Source organism: [Muricauda] lutisoli (nom. illeg.), assembly GCF_017313105.1.
Lineage (GTDB): Bacteria > Bacteroidota > Bacteroidia > Flavobacteriales > Flavobacteriaceae > Flagellimonas > Flagellimonas lutisoli.
In genome coordinates this window covers 605,190-620,020 of the sequence record NZ_JAFLND010000003.1, presented here as the reverse complement: position 1 = coordinate 620,020, position 14,831 = coordinate 605,190, and the positions used below count along the sequence as shown (strand labels likewise).

14 protein-coding genes are annotated in these 14,831 nt (G+C 41.8%); 10 read left to right on the top strand and 4 right to left on the bottom strand.

Features of this window, described 5'->3' with window-relative positions; genetic code table 11:
* Window position 1 precedes the first annotated feature (1 nt).
* On the bottom strand, window positions 2-1,354 hold the full coding sequence (locus J0X13_RS13675; RefSeq protein ID WP_207071946.1) for a Na(+)-translocating NADH-quinone reductase subunit A: 1,353 nt from the start codon (window positions 1,352-1,354) through the stop codon (window positions 2-4).
* 148 nt (window positions 1,355-1,502) lie between these two features.
* Here J0X13_RS13675 and J0X13_RS13670 point away from each other — a divergent pair, with 148 nt between their 5' ends.
* The 6 genes from J0X13_RS13670 (at window position 1,503) to J0X13_RS15670 (ending at window position 7,232) form a co-directional block, all read left to right on the top strand.
* On the top strand, window positions 1,503-2,750 hold the full coding sequence (locus tag J0X13_RS13670) for a type IX secretion system plug protein (protein ID WP_207071945.1): 1,248 nt from the start codon (window positions 1,503-1,505) through the stop codon (window positions 2,748-2,750).
* 30 nt (window positions 2,751-2,780) lie between these two features.
* The gene (locus J0X13_RS13665; RefSeq protein WP_207071944.1) at window positions 2,781-4,031 is read left to right on the top strand and encodes a DUF3667 domain-containing protein; all 1,251 of its coding nucleotides are present in this window, start codon (window positions 2,781-2,783) and stop codon (window positions 4,029-4,031) included.
* A 5-nt stretch (window positions 4,032-4,036) separates the two neighbouring features.
* Window positions 4,037-4,423 carry a Co2+/Mg2+ efflux facilitator ApaG/CorD gene (gene apaG, locus J0X13_RS13660; RefSeq protein WP_207071943.1) on the top strand — a complete coding sequence of 129 codons (387 nt, stop codon included), beginning with the start codon at window positions 4,037-4,039 and terminating at the stop codon, window positions 4,421-4,423.
* 71 nt (window positions 4,424-4,494) lie between these two features.
* Entirely contained in the window at window positions 4,495-6,123 is a 1,629-nt protein-coding gene (gene pruA, locus J0X13_RS13655) for an L-glutamate gamma-semialdehyde dehydrogenase (RefSeq protein ID WP_207071942.1), read from the top strand.
* 73 nt (window positions 6,124-6,196) lie between these two features.
* On the top strand, window positions 6,197-6,961 hold the full coding sequence (locus J0X13_RS13650; protein WP_207071941.1) for a creatininase family protein: 765 nt from the start codon (window positions 6,197-6,199) through the stop codon (window positions 6,959-6,961).
* Window positions 6,962-7,109: 148 nt separating this feature from the next.
* A complete protein-coding gene (locus tag J0X13_RS15670) occupies window positions 7,110-7,232 on the top strand; it encodes a hypothetical protein (RefSeq protein WP_262896931.1) in 123 nt (40 codons plus the stop codon).
* 1 nt (window position 7,233) lies between these two features.
* On the opposite strand, the gene rsmG is transcribed toward J0X13_RS15670, so the two are convergent.
* Entirely contained in the window at window positions 7,234-7,869 is a 636-nt protein-coding gene (gene rsmG / locus J0X13_RS13645) for a 16S rRNA (guanine(527)-N(7))-methyltransferase RsmG (protein WP_207071940.1), read from the bottom strand.
* A 113-nt stretch (window positions 7,870-7,982) separates the two neighbouring features.
* Between rsmG and J0X13_RS13640 the strand changes: the two genes are divergently transcribed.
* Together J0X13_RS13640 and J0X13_RS13635 are read left to right on the top strand one after the other, a co-directional pair.
* Window positions 7,983-9,086: a fatty acid desaturase family protein gene (locus J0X13_RS13640; RefSeq protein WP_207071939.1), complete on the top strand. Its 1,104-nt coding sequence runs from the start codon at window positions 7,983-7,985 to the stop codon at window positions 9,084-9,086.
* 13 nt (window positions 9,087-9,099) lie between these two features.
* Complete coding sequence (locus tag J0X13_RS13635) at window positions 9,100-10,284, top strand: pyridoxal phosphate-dependent aminotransferase (RefSeq protein WP_207071938.1); 1,185 nt, start codon at window positions 9,100-9,102, stop codon at window positions 10,282-10,284.
* Between the two features lie 80 nt (window positions 10,285-10,364).
* Here the strand turns inward: J0X13_RS13635 and J0X13_RS13630 are convergent, their stop codons facing one another.
* Both J0X13_RS13630 and trkA read right to left on the bottom strand, forming a co-directional pair.
* A complete protein-coding gene (locus J0X13_RS13630) occupies window positions 10,365-11,855 on the bottom strand; it encodes a TrkH family potassium uptake protein (protein ID WP_207071937.1) in 1,491 nt (496 codons plus the stop codon).
* Window positions 11,855-13,204: a Trk system potassium transporter TrkA gene (gene trkA, locus J0X13_RS13625; RefSeq protein WP_207029843.1), complete on the bottom strand. Its 1,350-nt coding sequence runs from the start codon at window positions 13,202-13,204 to the stop codon at window positions 11,855-11,857. Before trkA ends, J0X13_RS13630 begins: the two co-directional genes overlap by 1 nt.
* 195 nt (window positions 13,205-13,399) lie before the next feature.
* Between trkA and ubiE the strand changes: the two genes are divergently transcribed.
* Both ubiE and porT read left to right on the top strand, forming a co-directional pair.
* Window positions 13,400-14,128, top strand: coding sequence for a bifunctional demethylmenaquinone methyltransferase/2-methoxy-6-polyprenyl-1,4-benzoquinol methylase UbiE (ubiE, locus tag J0X13_RS13620; RefSeq protein WP_207071936.1), 729 nt, complete (start codon window positions 13,400-13,402; stop codon window positions 14,126-14,128).
* A gap of 4 nt (window positions 14,129-14,132) precedes the next feature.
* The gene (gene porT / locus J0X13_RS13615; protein ID WP_207071935.1) at window positions 14,133-14,831 is read left to right on the top strand and encodes a type IX secretion/gliding motility protein PorT/SprT; all 699 of its coding nucleotides are present in this window, start codon (window positions 14,133-14,135) and stop codon (window positions 14,829-14,831) included.

Here is a 14,831-nt window from a genome sequence, read left to right as displayed (position 1 = left end):
ATTATCCAAGTTCTTTTTGCAACAAATCCAATCCTTCCCTGATTATTTGTTGGTGTGGTTGTTTTGATATGCATATGAATTCTGTCAATGAGAAATCCTCGGGAGCCACTTCATAAAGCCCCAATTGCTCCATTTCATCCAAATCTTTCACCATACATGCCTTCAACAATTGAAGCGGGTAAATATCCATTGGAAAAACTTCTTCGTATTGACCCGTTACCACAAAAGCTCTGTGTTCACCATTAGTGTTGGTATCGAGGTCGTATTTCTTTTTAGGCTGCAACCAAGAAAATGTCAATGCCCTGGTTGTTGAGATTTTATCGAATACAGGTTTGTTCCACCCAAAGAACTCATAATCGTCGCCCTCTGGAATGGCAGTAACCGTGTTGTTATAAAAACCAAGATGTCCTTCAGTGTTGGTCTTGGTACCAGTAAGCACATCCCCATTGATCAACCTGAACCTATCCTCTTTTACGCCACTTGCATACAAAAAAGTAGAGATTTCGGCACCTATTTTGGTTTTGTAATACTTTGGCTCCTTTATCACCGAACCGGCCAATGCAACAATTCTTTCCGCATTGAACTTCCCTGTCAACAACAGCTCACCCAACATTACAAGGTCTTGCGGGGACAAGGTCCATACCACTTCGCCTTTGTTTACAGGATCGATCTTGTTGATCTGGGTTCCAACCAAACCGGCTGGATGCGGACCAGATATCCTGTGAAGCTCAACCCCCTTAAGGTCCCTAAGCGGAGACATACTCGATTTCTCGATTGTCACATGGATTTTACCGGGTGTCATTTTACCAAGCGCGATTACAGCTGCTTGAATCTCCTGTTCCTTATCCTTTAAAACAAAGTCAGGGTCTGCTGCCAAAGGTGCTGTTGCGTAGCCCGAAATAAAAATAGCTTTTGGGGTTGCATTTGGGTCAGCGATCACGTCATAAGGTCTTTGCTTGATGAAAGGCCATCCACCACACTGCAAGAGGTAGGATTTAATGGCTTCTCCATCCGCCGAATCCAAATCCGGCACCTTATTTATTGCGTAATCTTGTTCTTTATCGGCAAGAATCTTCAACGTTAAAATTTTTCTTCTTGCTCCCCTAACAATTTCGACAAGTTCACCACTCACGGGAGAAACAAAGTGCATAGCCTCATTGTTCTTATTGTAAAAGAGAGCTTCGCCCGCTTTTACCTCTTCCCCTTGTTTTATCAACATTTTTGGAGTGATTCCATGGAAATCATCTAGGTTCAGGGCATACACGTTACTGGTAACGGCTTTGGAAATAGTCTGCTCTGCAGCCCCGACGAGGTTGATGTTCAACCCCTTTCTAATCCGGATGTCTTTAGACATATTATTGTAGACCTTTTGTTATCAAAATCGGACGCAAAAATAGCACTAAAAGGATTGTTTTCATAATAATTAACCATAAAATTGGGATTATGGCGAGCTTAATTCAATAGGCATACTTTTTGTTTACCTTTACCTCAAATTGATACTATTGAAGCGCTTTACCTACATTCTGCTCTTATTAAGTTTCGTTGCCACCTCATCTTTTGGACAGGTTTTGGAAGAAGTAAATCCTCCCAATAATATAAAAACAGTGGTTTTTAAAGGTCCAACCGAAGACCAATTTCCCGTAGTACAACTTGGGGAATCAATGACCTTGGAGTTTGATGACCTAACTGCCAACGAACAGGATTACTACTACAAAATTATACATTGCGATTATGACTGGACCCCTTCCCAACTATTAAAATCCCAATACCTATCGGGATCGGACAACCAGAGAATAATAGATTACGAAAACAGCTATACCACCCTGCAGCCCTACTCCAATTATAGATTAACAATTCCGAACGAAAATGTTAAACTAAAAGTTACGGGCAACTACATCCTGGAAATTTACAATAGCTATGGTGACCTTCAATTCTCCAGAAGGTTTGTTGTATTCAGGGATGCAGTTTCCGTTGCCGGCACCGTAAAAAGATCTCGTGACTTCAATTTTATAAACACCAAACAGGTTGTACAGTTCAATATCAATACGGCCGGTTTCAATGTGGTCAACCCAAAAAAAGAAGTTAAAGTGGCCATTATCCAAAATCATCAATGGCCCTCAGCGCTTTACAACATCAAACCTCAATTCACCATTGGAAGGGAACTCGTGTACAAATACAATGAAGAAACCAGTTTTTTTGGAGGAAACGAATACCTGAACTTTGACACCAAAGACCTTCGCTCACCTACGTTTGCCATATCAAACATAGCAATGAGAGATGTGTACCACCACTACTTATTCAGCAGTGAATATAGGTACGACAAGGAGTACACTTATTTCCCGGACATCAATGGGGATTTTGTGGTAAGGACCCTCCAAGGAGAAGATGTATCCAGAGAGGCAGAGTATTCCAAAGTACATTTCAGCCTTCCATATTCCAATATGATCGGCCTGGACAATGTGTATGTTATTGGCAAGTTCAACAACTATGCATTGGAAGAAGAAAACAAAATGACCTTTAATGAAGAAACCGGAAAGTTCGAAACGACCCTTATAATGAAACAAGGTTTCTACAATTACAAATATGTTGTACAAAAAGAGGATGGAACCATCGAGCCCAATCTTGTGAGCGGAAACTTCCACTTTACAGAAAACAACTATTTGATTTTGGTCTATTACAGGGATTTCGGGGACATGTACGACAGTATTATAGGTATAGGGTCTGTTAACTCCAGAAATATCAGTAATTAATTATCTTTAGACCCAAATCCTTAAAAAGGTATGGGGAAAAAAGATGGTTTGATCACCAAAGGTCGCTACGAACTCAAGTTTAGAGGGGTAAAATGCCTAAACTGCGGCCACCCCTTGGATATTAGCGACAAGTATTGCCCAAACTGCTCTCAAGCCAACAGCACAAAAAAACTTACACTGAAAGATTTTTTTGATGAGTTTTTCTCCAGCCTCATCAATTACGACTCCAAGCTTCTAAAAACACTATACGCCCTTTTATTAAGGCCCGGTAGAATTACGGAGGATTATGTGAACGGAAAAAGAATAACCTATACCAACCCGTTTCGGTTTTTATTGAGTTTGGCCTTTTTATACTTTTTGATGTTCACGTACAACAACCGTTTTTCCAATTTGGATGAAGCCGCCAAAAATTTCAACGGCACCATATACAACGGCCCCATAAGCTTTGACTTAGGCTCTGGAGATTTGGAAGTGGACAGTGTAGCGCTGGAAAAACAATCTAAAAACGCCATGAAAAAATGGGATTCGTTAAAAAAGGAGAATCCCGATATTTTGGCAGGCTTCCAAAAGTTCGATTCCGTTAAAAATGATGACTCCGAAATGTCATCACAATTAAAATACCTGGATTCCTTGGGCGTATTGATGGAGGGTGCAAATGAAAAGACAAAACAAAAGGATTCTTTTATGAATGCCGACCCCGTGGCGTATTATAAGAGTATTGAAAAGGAATCGGGCATGGGTGCATTTTCAAAAAAAGCTGAATTTTTTGGGATGTACATTAAAAAAGATACCCTTTACAACTTTGAACAAGCGCAAGCCAAGTATAATATTGCAGGGACCACGACCAATAAAATGGCTTTCAATTTCTCCAACAGTATTTGGAAGGTAATGAGCCAACCGGGCACATGGCTTAACGACACCATATCCAAGCTTCCCTTCGTTATATTTTTCTTTTTGCCGGTGTTCACGCTGTTCATTTCACTGGTTTACATCAGAAATAACCATACCTACACCGATCATCTTATTTTTAGCTTTCACAATCAGTCACTCTTATTTATATTGCTCATCCTTAGCTTAACGGTGGATGCAATATTCGACACGAGCAGCGCGGGGATTTTCTTGCTCATATTTGGCTTCTACCTTTATAAGGCGATGCGAAAATTTTATGGACAGGGAAGATTTAAAACAATTGTTAAATACATCTTTCTGAACACTATTTTTATGATCCTGGCGTTTCTCACGATCATAGTAACGTTTACGGGAAGTGTCTTTACCTATTAATGGATATGTTTACACAGGTAACAAAAGGAATTAAAGTATCGGTGAGCACCTCTTTTGAAGGTACTTTCTTTAAAAACTACAAAGTCCACTATGCGTTTGGCTACACTATAACCATAGAGAACCAAAGCAAGGATACCGTACAACTTACCGCAAGGCACTGGGATGTGTTCGACGCCCTCAAAGAGATGGAAACCGTTGACGGAGAAGGCGTAATTGGCCGCAAACCTGTGATAAAGCCCGGCAAATCCCACACCTACAGTTCGGGTTGCTTGTTGGCTTCGCCCGTAGGCGCCATGCGCGGACATTATGATATGGTCAACTTCACCAATGCAGAAGAATTTAAGGTGGAAATTCCAACATTCAAGTTTATGGCACCCTTCGCCATAAACTAAGCCACATCATTTTATATTCCTTATTGGTTTCATTACCTTTGATAGAATTGTTAATCTTTAAAAATATTTCTATGGGAAAAGGATTTTTTCAAGTTCCGACCGCATACAACGAGCCTGTTTTGAGCTATGCTCCGGGTTCTCCAGAACGAGAAGAAGTACTAAAACAATACAAAGCGTTTTATAGCGATAAGGTGGATGTACCACTTTATATCGGAAGCGAAGAGATAAAAACCGGCAACACCAAGCCCATGTCCCCCCCACATGACCACAAGCATATTGTTGGACACTATCATTTGGCGGAGAAAAAACATGTTGAAAAAGCCATTTCCAATTGTTTGGAAGCAAGAGACGCCTGGGCCAATTTAACTTGGGAGCAACGCGCAGCCATTTTCTTGAAAGCTGCTGAACTCATCGCTGGACCTTACCGTGCAAAAATGAACGCGGCCACCATGATTGCCCAATCCAAAAATATTTATCAGGCAGAGATTGATTCAGCCTGTGAAATTGTGGACTTTCTGCGTTTCAACGTCGAGTATATGTCCCAGATTTATGGCGAGCAGCCGGAATCCTCCGAAGGAGTATGGAACCGCGTGGAATATCGTCCGCTAGAAGGTTTTGTATACGCCATCACCCCATTCAACTTTACCGCCATTGCAGGAAACCTTCCTGCCAGTGCCGCTATGATGGGCAACGTGGTGGTATGGAAACCAAGTGATAGCCAAGTCTATTCAGCAAAAGTAATCGTGGACGTATTTAAGGAAGCTGGTCTTCCCGATGGTGTTATCAATGTGGTTTATGGAGATCCTGTTATGATTTCGGACACCGTATTGGCGAGCCCCGATTTCTCCGGTATACACTTTACGGGTTCCACCAATGTATTTAAGAACCTTTGGAAACAAATCGGAAACAATATCCATAACTACAAAACATATCCGCGAATTGTAGGTGAAACAGGGGGCAAGGACTTTATCATTGCGCACCCGACCGCTAAACCTCAACAAGTGGCCACTGCGATCAGTCGAGGTGCTTTTGAGTTCCAAGGCCAAAAATGTAGTGCAGCATCCAGGGTGTACCTACCGAAATCAACAGCTGATGAAATTTTGGAATTGGTGAAAAAGGACATTGCCTCTTTCAATAAGCCAGGTTCACCTGAGGATATGAGCAATTTTATCACGGCTGTGATTCATGAAGGCGCTTTTGACAAGTTGGCCAAGTATATTGACCAGGCAAAGTCAGATGATGACGCTGAAGTGATCGCCGGAGGTAATTACGATAAATCCAAAGGGTATTTTATAGAACCAACTGTGATTTTGACCACTAATCCACAGTATGAGACCATGTACACCGAACTCTTTGGCCCTGTGGTTACCGTTTATGTGTACGAGGACAAAGATTGGAGCGAAACCTTAAAGTTAGTGGATGGAACATCCGAATACGGGCTTACAGGAGCTGTGCTTTCGGGAGATCGCTACGCTATCGATGAAGCAACTAAAGCATTGCAAAATTCCGCTGGTAACTTCTACATCAACGACAAGCCAACAGGAGCCGTTGTAGGGCAACAGCCTTTTGGTGGGGCAAGAGCTTCCGGGACCAACGACAAGGCAGGCTCCATGCAAAACCTATTGCGTTGGGTATCGCCAAGATTGATCAAGGAAACTTTTGTAACACCTGAAGATTATAGATATCCATTTTTGGGATAAACCCAAAATCACTTAATTTAAAAGCCGTCATCGAATAATGACGGCTTTTTTTATTAATCCTAACTTTTTTAACATGCCCAGACCCTACATTTTAGCTGAGACCAATTGGAAACACTTGAAGGATGAATCATTTGACCTGGCCATTTTGCCCTGGGGCGCTACCGAGGCCCACAATTACCATTTACCCTATGCTACCGATGTTATCGAGGGAACATCCATTGCAGAGGAATCGGCCAGAATCGCCTGGGAACAAGGGGGCAAAGTTGTAGTACTGCCAACCATTCCCTTTGGAGTGAACACGGGTCAATCAGACATATATCTGGATATGAACCTGAATCCGAGCACCCAATTTGCCATATTAAAGGACCTGATTACCGTATTGGACCGTCAAGGCATCAAAAAGTTTATGATCCTGAACAGTCATGGAGGGAACAACTGGAAGGCCATAGTTAGAGAACTTGGATTACTTTTCCCTGAAATGTTTCTCTGCGTTACCAACTGGTTTACTTTAGGTAGTGAATCTGGTGTTTTTGATTTTCCAGGTGACCATGCCGGTGAGATGGAAACCAGTCTAATTCTGCATTTGACCCCCGAATTGGTATTGCCCACACAGGATTGGGGCGAGGGTAAAGAATTTAAAAACAAAATCAAAGCTTTTTCCGAGGGGTGGGCTTGGACCGAGCGACCTTGGTCCAAAATAACGGAAGACACAGGGGTTGGTGACCCTAGTAAAGCTACCAAGGAAAAGGGTGAAGTATTTTTTAATCTGGTCTGCGCCAAAATGGGACAACTGTTCGCAGATATTGCCGAAGCGGACATGGACAATCTATATAAATAAACCATAAACACAACAATACCAACAGGTTATTTAAACACAAAACAACCAATAAGACACGCTGACCTATAATTTATATGTAAATTTAACGTTAACTAATTGTAAACTAAACGTAATCTAATTATATTTGTTATGTTAAAATCCATTAGTTATGACAGCACGAATCAATGCATGGTGGAGATTGATGATTAAAAAATATCAGCAATTATGGAAATTTGCCAAGGACTACGCCAGAAAGTGTAGATTGGTTTACAAGCGTATGTACAGCATATAATCTAGCCCTTATACTTCTGGGGTAAATACACTACTTTTTTAGTCTCGAAGAAATCCTCCTCAAAATACTCGTTTAAATCAAATACCTGAACGGTTTCGTAACCTTTCAGTTCTTCCGTAAGGTCCCCGCCTTTAAGGTAGAGTATGCCGTTTTTACGCTGATGTGCAGATTCTTTTTTGATTTTTCCCTTCGTCCAATGTACAAATGTGGGCATTGCAGCGACCGCACGACTAATAATAAAATCGAACTGACCAGGGATGTCTTCAACACGGGAGTGATGGGTCTCCACATTTTGTAGTCCCAAACCTTCGACCACCTCATTTACCACTTTTACTTTTTTTCCAATTGCATCTACAAGGGTAAATTTTACGTTTGGAAACAAGATGGCCAATGGTATGCCCGGAAAACCTCCGCCCGTTCCCACATCTAAGATTTCAGCACCTTCATTGAACACCTGTATTTGTGCAATACCCAGAGAATGAAGAACATGCCGCAGATACAACTCATCGATATCCTTTCTGGAAACCACATTGATTTTTTGGTTCCAGTCTTTGTACAACGCTTCCAATTTTTCAAATTGGGCCTTTTGTTCTTCGTTGAGCGTCGTAAAATATTTATAGATAAGTTCGGCTTTCATGTTACAAACATTATTTTTACAAAACTAATACTTTTGACGACCTTAACACCGTTCTAACAAAACCTTGTTAACTCTGAAGAAGCATTTTAGTTATCTTTGTAAAAACTTTTTTTATGAATAAGAATACCGTCCGGTTTTCAAGAAGAGATTCCGCACAATTTTTCAGAACACTGAACAAGAGAGTAAATGAATACTTTAAAGAAAACAACCTTAAGAAGACCGGGAACTGGAAACTTCACTTGAAAACCATTGTGATGTTTGCCATTTTTTTGACCCCCTACTTTTTAATGTTAACCCTTAATTTGCCTTTTTGGGGCTACTTGCTACTTTCCATTACCATGGGCGTAGGAATGGCCGGAGTGGGAATGAACGTGATGCACGATGGAAACCATGGCGCATACTCCAACAAAAAATGGGTGAACAAGATTATGGGAAGCAGCATCTATATCTTGGCTGGAAATGTTTACAACTGGCAAGTTCAGCACAATGTACTTCACCATACCTATACGAACATACACGAACACGATGAAGATATGGAGGCTGGAAGAATCTTAAGATTCTCCAAGCATGCTGAATGGAGAAAACACCATAAGTTCCAACATTACTACTCTATTTTTCTATACGGACTATTGACTTTTAACTGGGCCATTACAACGGATTTCCAGCAGATGTACCGTTACATGAAAAGAAAATTGAGCTACGGAAAACTACCGAACCCCGTTATCAATTGGAGTACATTGGTGATAACCAAAGCCATCTACTTGACCATTTGGATCGTACTACCCTTAATTTTTGTTGATATTGCTTGGTGGCAAGTGCTTCTTGGTTTCTTTATTATGCACTATGTGGCCGGGGTAATCCTAAGTGTGGTATTCCAATTGGCACATATTGTGGACCATGCCGAAACACCCTTGCCTGATGAAGAAGGGAACATGAAAAACACCTGGGCTATCCACCAATTGTTTACTACAGTGAATTTCGGTACTAAAAACCGAATTGTAAACTGGTTTACGGGCGGATTGAACCATCAGGTAGAACACCATATTTTCCCTAACATCAGTCACATTCATTACACAAATATTTCCAAAATTGTGAAACAGACTGCTCAGGAGTTCAATTTACCGTATCACGAGTATAAAACTACCAGAAAAGCTATAATTTCGCACTTCAAACACTTAAAGGAGCTGGGCAAAAAACCAGCACTTCAGTATCAGTAAAAACGAAGTACCAATGAGCAACCATCTATCTGACAGGATCAAGAATATGTCCACGTCAGCAACTTTGGCCATGGCCGCCAAAGCAAGGGAATTACGAAATGAAGGAAAGGATATTATTGGCTTGAGCTTGGGGGAACCCGATTTCAACATTCCTGATTTCATCAAAGAGGCCGCGAAGCAGGCCATTGACGAAAATTATAGCAGCTATACCCCTGTTGATGGATATGCAGACTTAAAAACTGCCATTTCCAACAAGTTCAAAAGAGACAACGATCTTACTTATGGATTAAACCAGATCGTGGTTTCCACTGGAGCGAAACAATCACTTTTTAATGTGGCCATGGTGGTTCTTAATCCCGGTGACGAAGTAATCCTTCCCGCACCTTATTGGGTAAGCTATAGCGACATCGTAAAATTGGCCGAAGGAGTTCCCGTAGAGGTTCTTACTCAAATCGACACAGATTTTAAAATGACACCCGAGCAATTGGAAGCGGCCATTACGCCAAAAACCAAAATGCTTTGGTTCAGTTCTCCTTGTAACCCCAGTGGTTCTGTGTACAGCAAGGAAGAATTGGAAGGTTTGGCTGAAGTACTTAAAAAACACCCCGATATTTATGTGGTGTCGGATGAAATTTACGAGCACATCAATTTTGCAGGCGGACATGTTAGTATAGCTGGTATTGATGGCATGTATGATAGAACTATCACCATAAACGGAGTATCAAAGGCTTTCGCCATGACGGGATGGCGAATCGGTTACATAGGTGCCCCTGAATGGATTGCCAAAGGATGTACCAAATTACAGGGCCAGGTTACCAGTGGCGCCAATGCCATTGCACAACGTGCCGTTATCACTGCACTGGAGGCTCCTGTGAGCAAGATCAAGTTCATGATCGATAAGTTTCATGAAAGAAGAGATCTAGTCCTTGATCTTTTGGGAGAAATAGAAGGATTTAACCTCAACGTACCAGAGGGTGCATTTTATGTGTTCCCCGATATCTCGGCGTTCTTTGGTAAAACACTGAACGGCGTCACCATCAACAATGCATCCGATTTTTCCCTTTACTTGTTGGAACACGCCAATGTTGCCACAGTTACAGGCGAAGCGTTTGGAAATCCAAATTGTATCCGTATATCCTACGCAGCATCGGAAAAAGAATTGAAAGAAGCCATTTCAAGAATAAAGGCCGTTCTTTAATTTATAAACAAACAGCTGAATTATTTTCAGCATCTCTTATTCATATGAAAACCTCTTGAAGCAAATTTCAGGAGGTTTTTTTACGTCTTTTTCCAGAAATAAGGTGTAAGCACGATCAGTACGGTAAAGAGCTCCAAACGTCCCAATAGCATTAAAAAGCTGCACCACCACTTTCCCGCATCTGGAAGGCTATTGTAATTGCTAACAGGGTTCAAACTACCTAAAGCCGGGCCAACATTTCCCAACGACGAAGCCGCCCCTCCTACCGCAGACACAAAATCCAAGCCCAAAAAGCCCAGCACCAACGAGCCAATAATAAAGAGCAACATGTACAGCACAAAAAAGGCGACTACATTATAAACAATATGCTCAGTTACTGTTTTTTGATTGTAGCGAACAGGTATTACGGCGTTGGGATGCAGTGTTCTTTTAAATTCCAGAATACCATTTTTAATAATCAATAGATGGCGCATAACCTTGATTCCTCCCGCCGTTGAACCAGCTGAACCTCCGAGGAACATCAAACCAAAAAAGAAAACGGTTAAAAATGGTGTCCAAGAGGTAAAATCCGCGGAAACAAAGCCTGTTGTAGTTATCACTGCTATGACCTGAAATAAAGTATGCCGAAAGGCACTTTCCGCCTCGCCCAATACCATCGGATGAAAATCCGACACAGGTACATCCGCCCTGTAATAAACACCTAAAGCGGCAATAATGGTAAATACAGCTATAAACCCAAAGTAATATTTAAACTCTTCATCCTTAAAAACACGTTTCACACGCCCTGTCAAGGCAAAATAACTGAGCACGAAATTACTTCCGGCCAAAAACATGAACAGAATGATGATATACTGAATCAAAGGTTGATCGTTCCAAAAGGCCAGACTTGCGTTCTTTGTGGAGAACCCCCCTGTTGACATGGTGGCCAATGCATGATTGATGGCATCAAAAAACGACATGCCCGCAAACTTCAACAATAAGGTTTCCAACACGGTATATCCAAAATAGATGAGCCACAGTCTTTTTGCGGTATCCGTAATCCTAGGATGCAGTTTATCACCGCCCGGACCTGGTGCCTCGGCAGCAAACAACTGCATGCCCCCAATCCCCAAAAGAGGTAAAATGGCAATGGCCAGCACAATGATTCCCATACCCCCAATCCAGTGGGTTAGGCTTCTCCAGAGCAGCACCCCCTCGGGAAGCGACTCAATATCGTCTAAAATGGAAGCTCCAGTAGTGGTATAACCGGACATGGTTTCGAAAAAAGCATCCGTGATCGAGGGAATTGCACCTGAAAAAAGATAGGGCAACATTCCAGAAATGGACATTACGATCCATCCGAAGGTAACAACGATATACCCCTCTTTCTTTTTGACCTCCTTTTTATGCCCTCTCGTGTAGAACATGGCCATCATACCAAAAAGCATGGTCACAATGGCCGCCAACATGATATCCAGTGTGGCCCCATCTTTATAAATGCCACTGGCAAGTGCCGCCAAAAGCATGAAAGACCCATTGCAAAGCAACAGAAGTCCCATGATGTGGATGATGATTCTGGTATTCAGCTTCATTACAGGAACAGCTTTTCAATCCGTGGAATGGCTTTGGGCAAACAGCAGACCACTACCTTATCCCCTTCGGCAATCCTAAAATCACCAAGGGCAATAATTCCCTCGCCATTTCGGATAACTCCGCCAATACTTGCCTCTCTTGGAAAGTTCAGTTCACGTATGATCTCTCCGTTCACCAATGAGGATGCTTTTACCTCAAACTCCAAAATCTCGGCATTCAAATTGTTCAATCGGGTAAGAGCAAGAACCTCCCCTTTACGGATGTACCTGAATATGCTATTTGCTGCAAGGAGTTTTTTATTGATCAGGGTATCCACCCCAATGGAATGTGACAATTGAAAATAGTCCATATTCTCCACCAAGGCGATGGTCTTTTTGATTTTTTTGTTTTTTGCGACCAAACAGGACATGATGTTGGTCTCGGAGTTCCCTGTTACCGCGATAAAAGCGTCCATGGACTCCAAATTTTCCTCATCCAAAAGCTCCACGTTTCTACCATCTCCATTTATGACAAGCGCATGTGGCAGTTCGTCGGCAATATCGAAGGCCTTTTCCTTGTTCTTTTCAATAAGTTTTACATTGAACTTTTTATTGCAAAGGTCACGGGCCGTTTTGTACCCGACCTTACTTCCTCCGAGAATCATCACATTTTTGATGTCCTGCTTTTGCATACCGGAAAGCTTGTAAAGTTCTTCGACCCCTTTGTCGGAAGTGATAAAATATACCTGATCACCTTCTTTAAATACGGTATCCCCTCTGGGAATCAAGGTGAATTGGGTTCCCGTGCGCTGTAATGCGATGGGCATAAAGTTTAGTTCCGGAAATATTCTCGCGGCCTCTTTTACCATCTTTCCCACAAAAGGTGCGGTCTTGGGCAGGATTACACCGAACATGGTCAACAGTCCTTCTTCAAATTGATAGGTGTCATTAAAGGCCGATTGATTAAGCATCAACTGTATTTCCATAGCTGCCAGGCGTTCAGGGGAAATAAGCTCATCAATACCCAACTCGTCAAACTTTATAAGCTCCCGATTGTCCATAAACTCTGTATTGGAAATTCGGGCCATGGTACGTTTACATCCCAATTGTTTGGCAAGAACACATAGGGTTAAATTGGTTGTTTCCGAAGCCGTAACCCCTATTACAAGATCAGAACCGGCCACTTGGGCATCCTGTAACACCTGAATGGATGTAGCATCGCCGCGGAGCACCCGAATATCCAAATGGTTATCTGCATAGGACAATCTTTCCTTGTCGGTATCGATCAAAGTGATATCCTGAGCTTCGTAAGACAGTAATTTTGCCAAATGAAATCCAACTTCACCAGCACCTGCAATTATGATTCTCATTGATTAGAATAGGATGTGTTCTTAAAAAAATTCAATTTGCACGCTACAAATGATACTAAGAATAGGTATGCGATATTTAAACTACATACTTTTAACCAAATAGGGGAAATAAATCCTCTTGAAGGGCAAAATTACACAAATATTTTTGTCTACATCCCTTTAGCTAAGTTGTATATTTGCCAGCAAATTAAAGCGATGTCGAAAAAGGTAACGCCCTACAAAGAATCTGAACTCGGGAAGAAAGAACAGGTAAAACAGATGTTCGATAATATTTCTGGAAATTATGATGGTCTCAACCGCGTGATTTCCTTTGGAACCGATGTTAAATGGCGTAAGCGCATTGTAGCTTTTTTAAAGGACAAGTCCCCAAATTCCATTCTGGATATAGCTACGGGAACCGGCGACCTTGCTATTGCCATGGCAAAAACAGGTGCCGAAAAAATAGTGGGGCTCGACCTGTCCCCGGGTATGCTTGAAGTGGGCAAGAAAAAAGTATCGAATAAAAACTTGCAAAGCACCATAGAAATGGTTGTTGGGGACAGCGAAAACCTCCCCTTCGAGGAAAATTCGTTCGATGCGATCACTGTTGCCTTCGGCGTTCGTAATTTTGAGAACCTGGAAAAAGGTCTGGAAGAAATCCATAGGGTCTTGAAACCAGGGGGGCATTTTGTGGTACTTGAAACCTCTGTTCCCACCAAAACCCCTTTTAAACAAGGCTATAAAATCTACACCAAGCATATAATGCCGGCCATTGGGAAACTGTTTTCCAAGGACAGGTCAGCCTATACGTATTTAAGTGAATCGGCATCAGTTTTCCCTCATGGGGAGGCTTTCAACAATATTTTGAGGAAAATTGGGTTTATAGGTGTAGAGAACAAACCACAGACCATGGGTGTAGCATCCATTTATGTCGCTTCAAAATAGATTAATGAAAAATCTCCTTATCCTTTTTGGACTGATTGTATTGTCGAACAACTTCGCAAACGCCCAGTTTGGTGGGGAACCCATTCTAAATCTTCAAAACGAGGATAAGAAATTTTTGAACTGGGGATATTATCTCGGATTTAACCAGTATGATTTTCAATTTGAATACAAAGAAGATATTGGCAGAGACATTTTGGTGGATAAAAGTTTTGGTTTTAATGTGGGTTTGATCGGTGAACTCAGAATCAATGAGTTTTTGGATGCCCGTTTTGAGCCCGGCTTGCTGTACACTTCGAGAACTTTGGGCTTTCCAGGTTTTGCTTCCGAAGCAGAAGCTATCCGGGAGGTTCGTTCAACCTATATCCGCTTTCCCCTATTGATCAAAGCTAGCACACGTAGAATTGGAAACTGGAAACCTTTTATCATAGGAGGGGTCTACACATCTATTAATCTAGGCAGCCAAGAAGACAGCTTGGATGACAATAGCAGTGGACAATTTAGGATGAAACAAAATGTTTACGGCTACGAACTGGGATTCGGAATTGATTTTTATACAGAATACTTCAAGTTCACACCATCCATACGCGGTGTTTTTGCCCTTACGGATGAATTGGTCCCTGATGCTGACCCTAACAGTCCTTGGACCGGAAACATCAATGCTATGCGAACCAGGGGCATCTTCATCAATTTTACTTTTGAATAA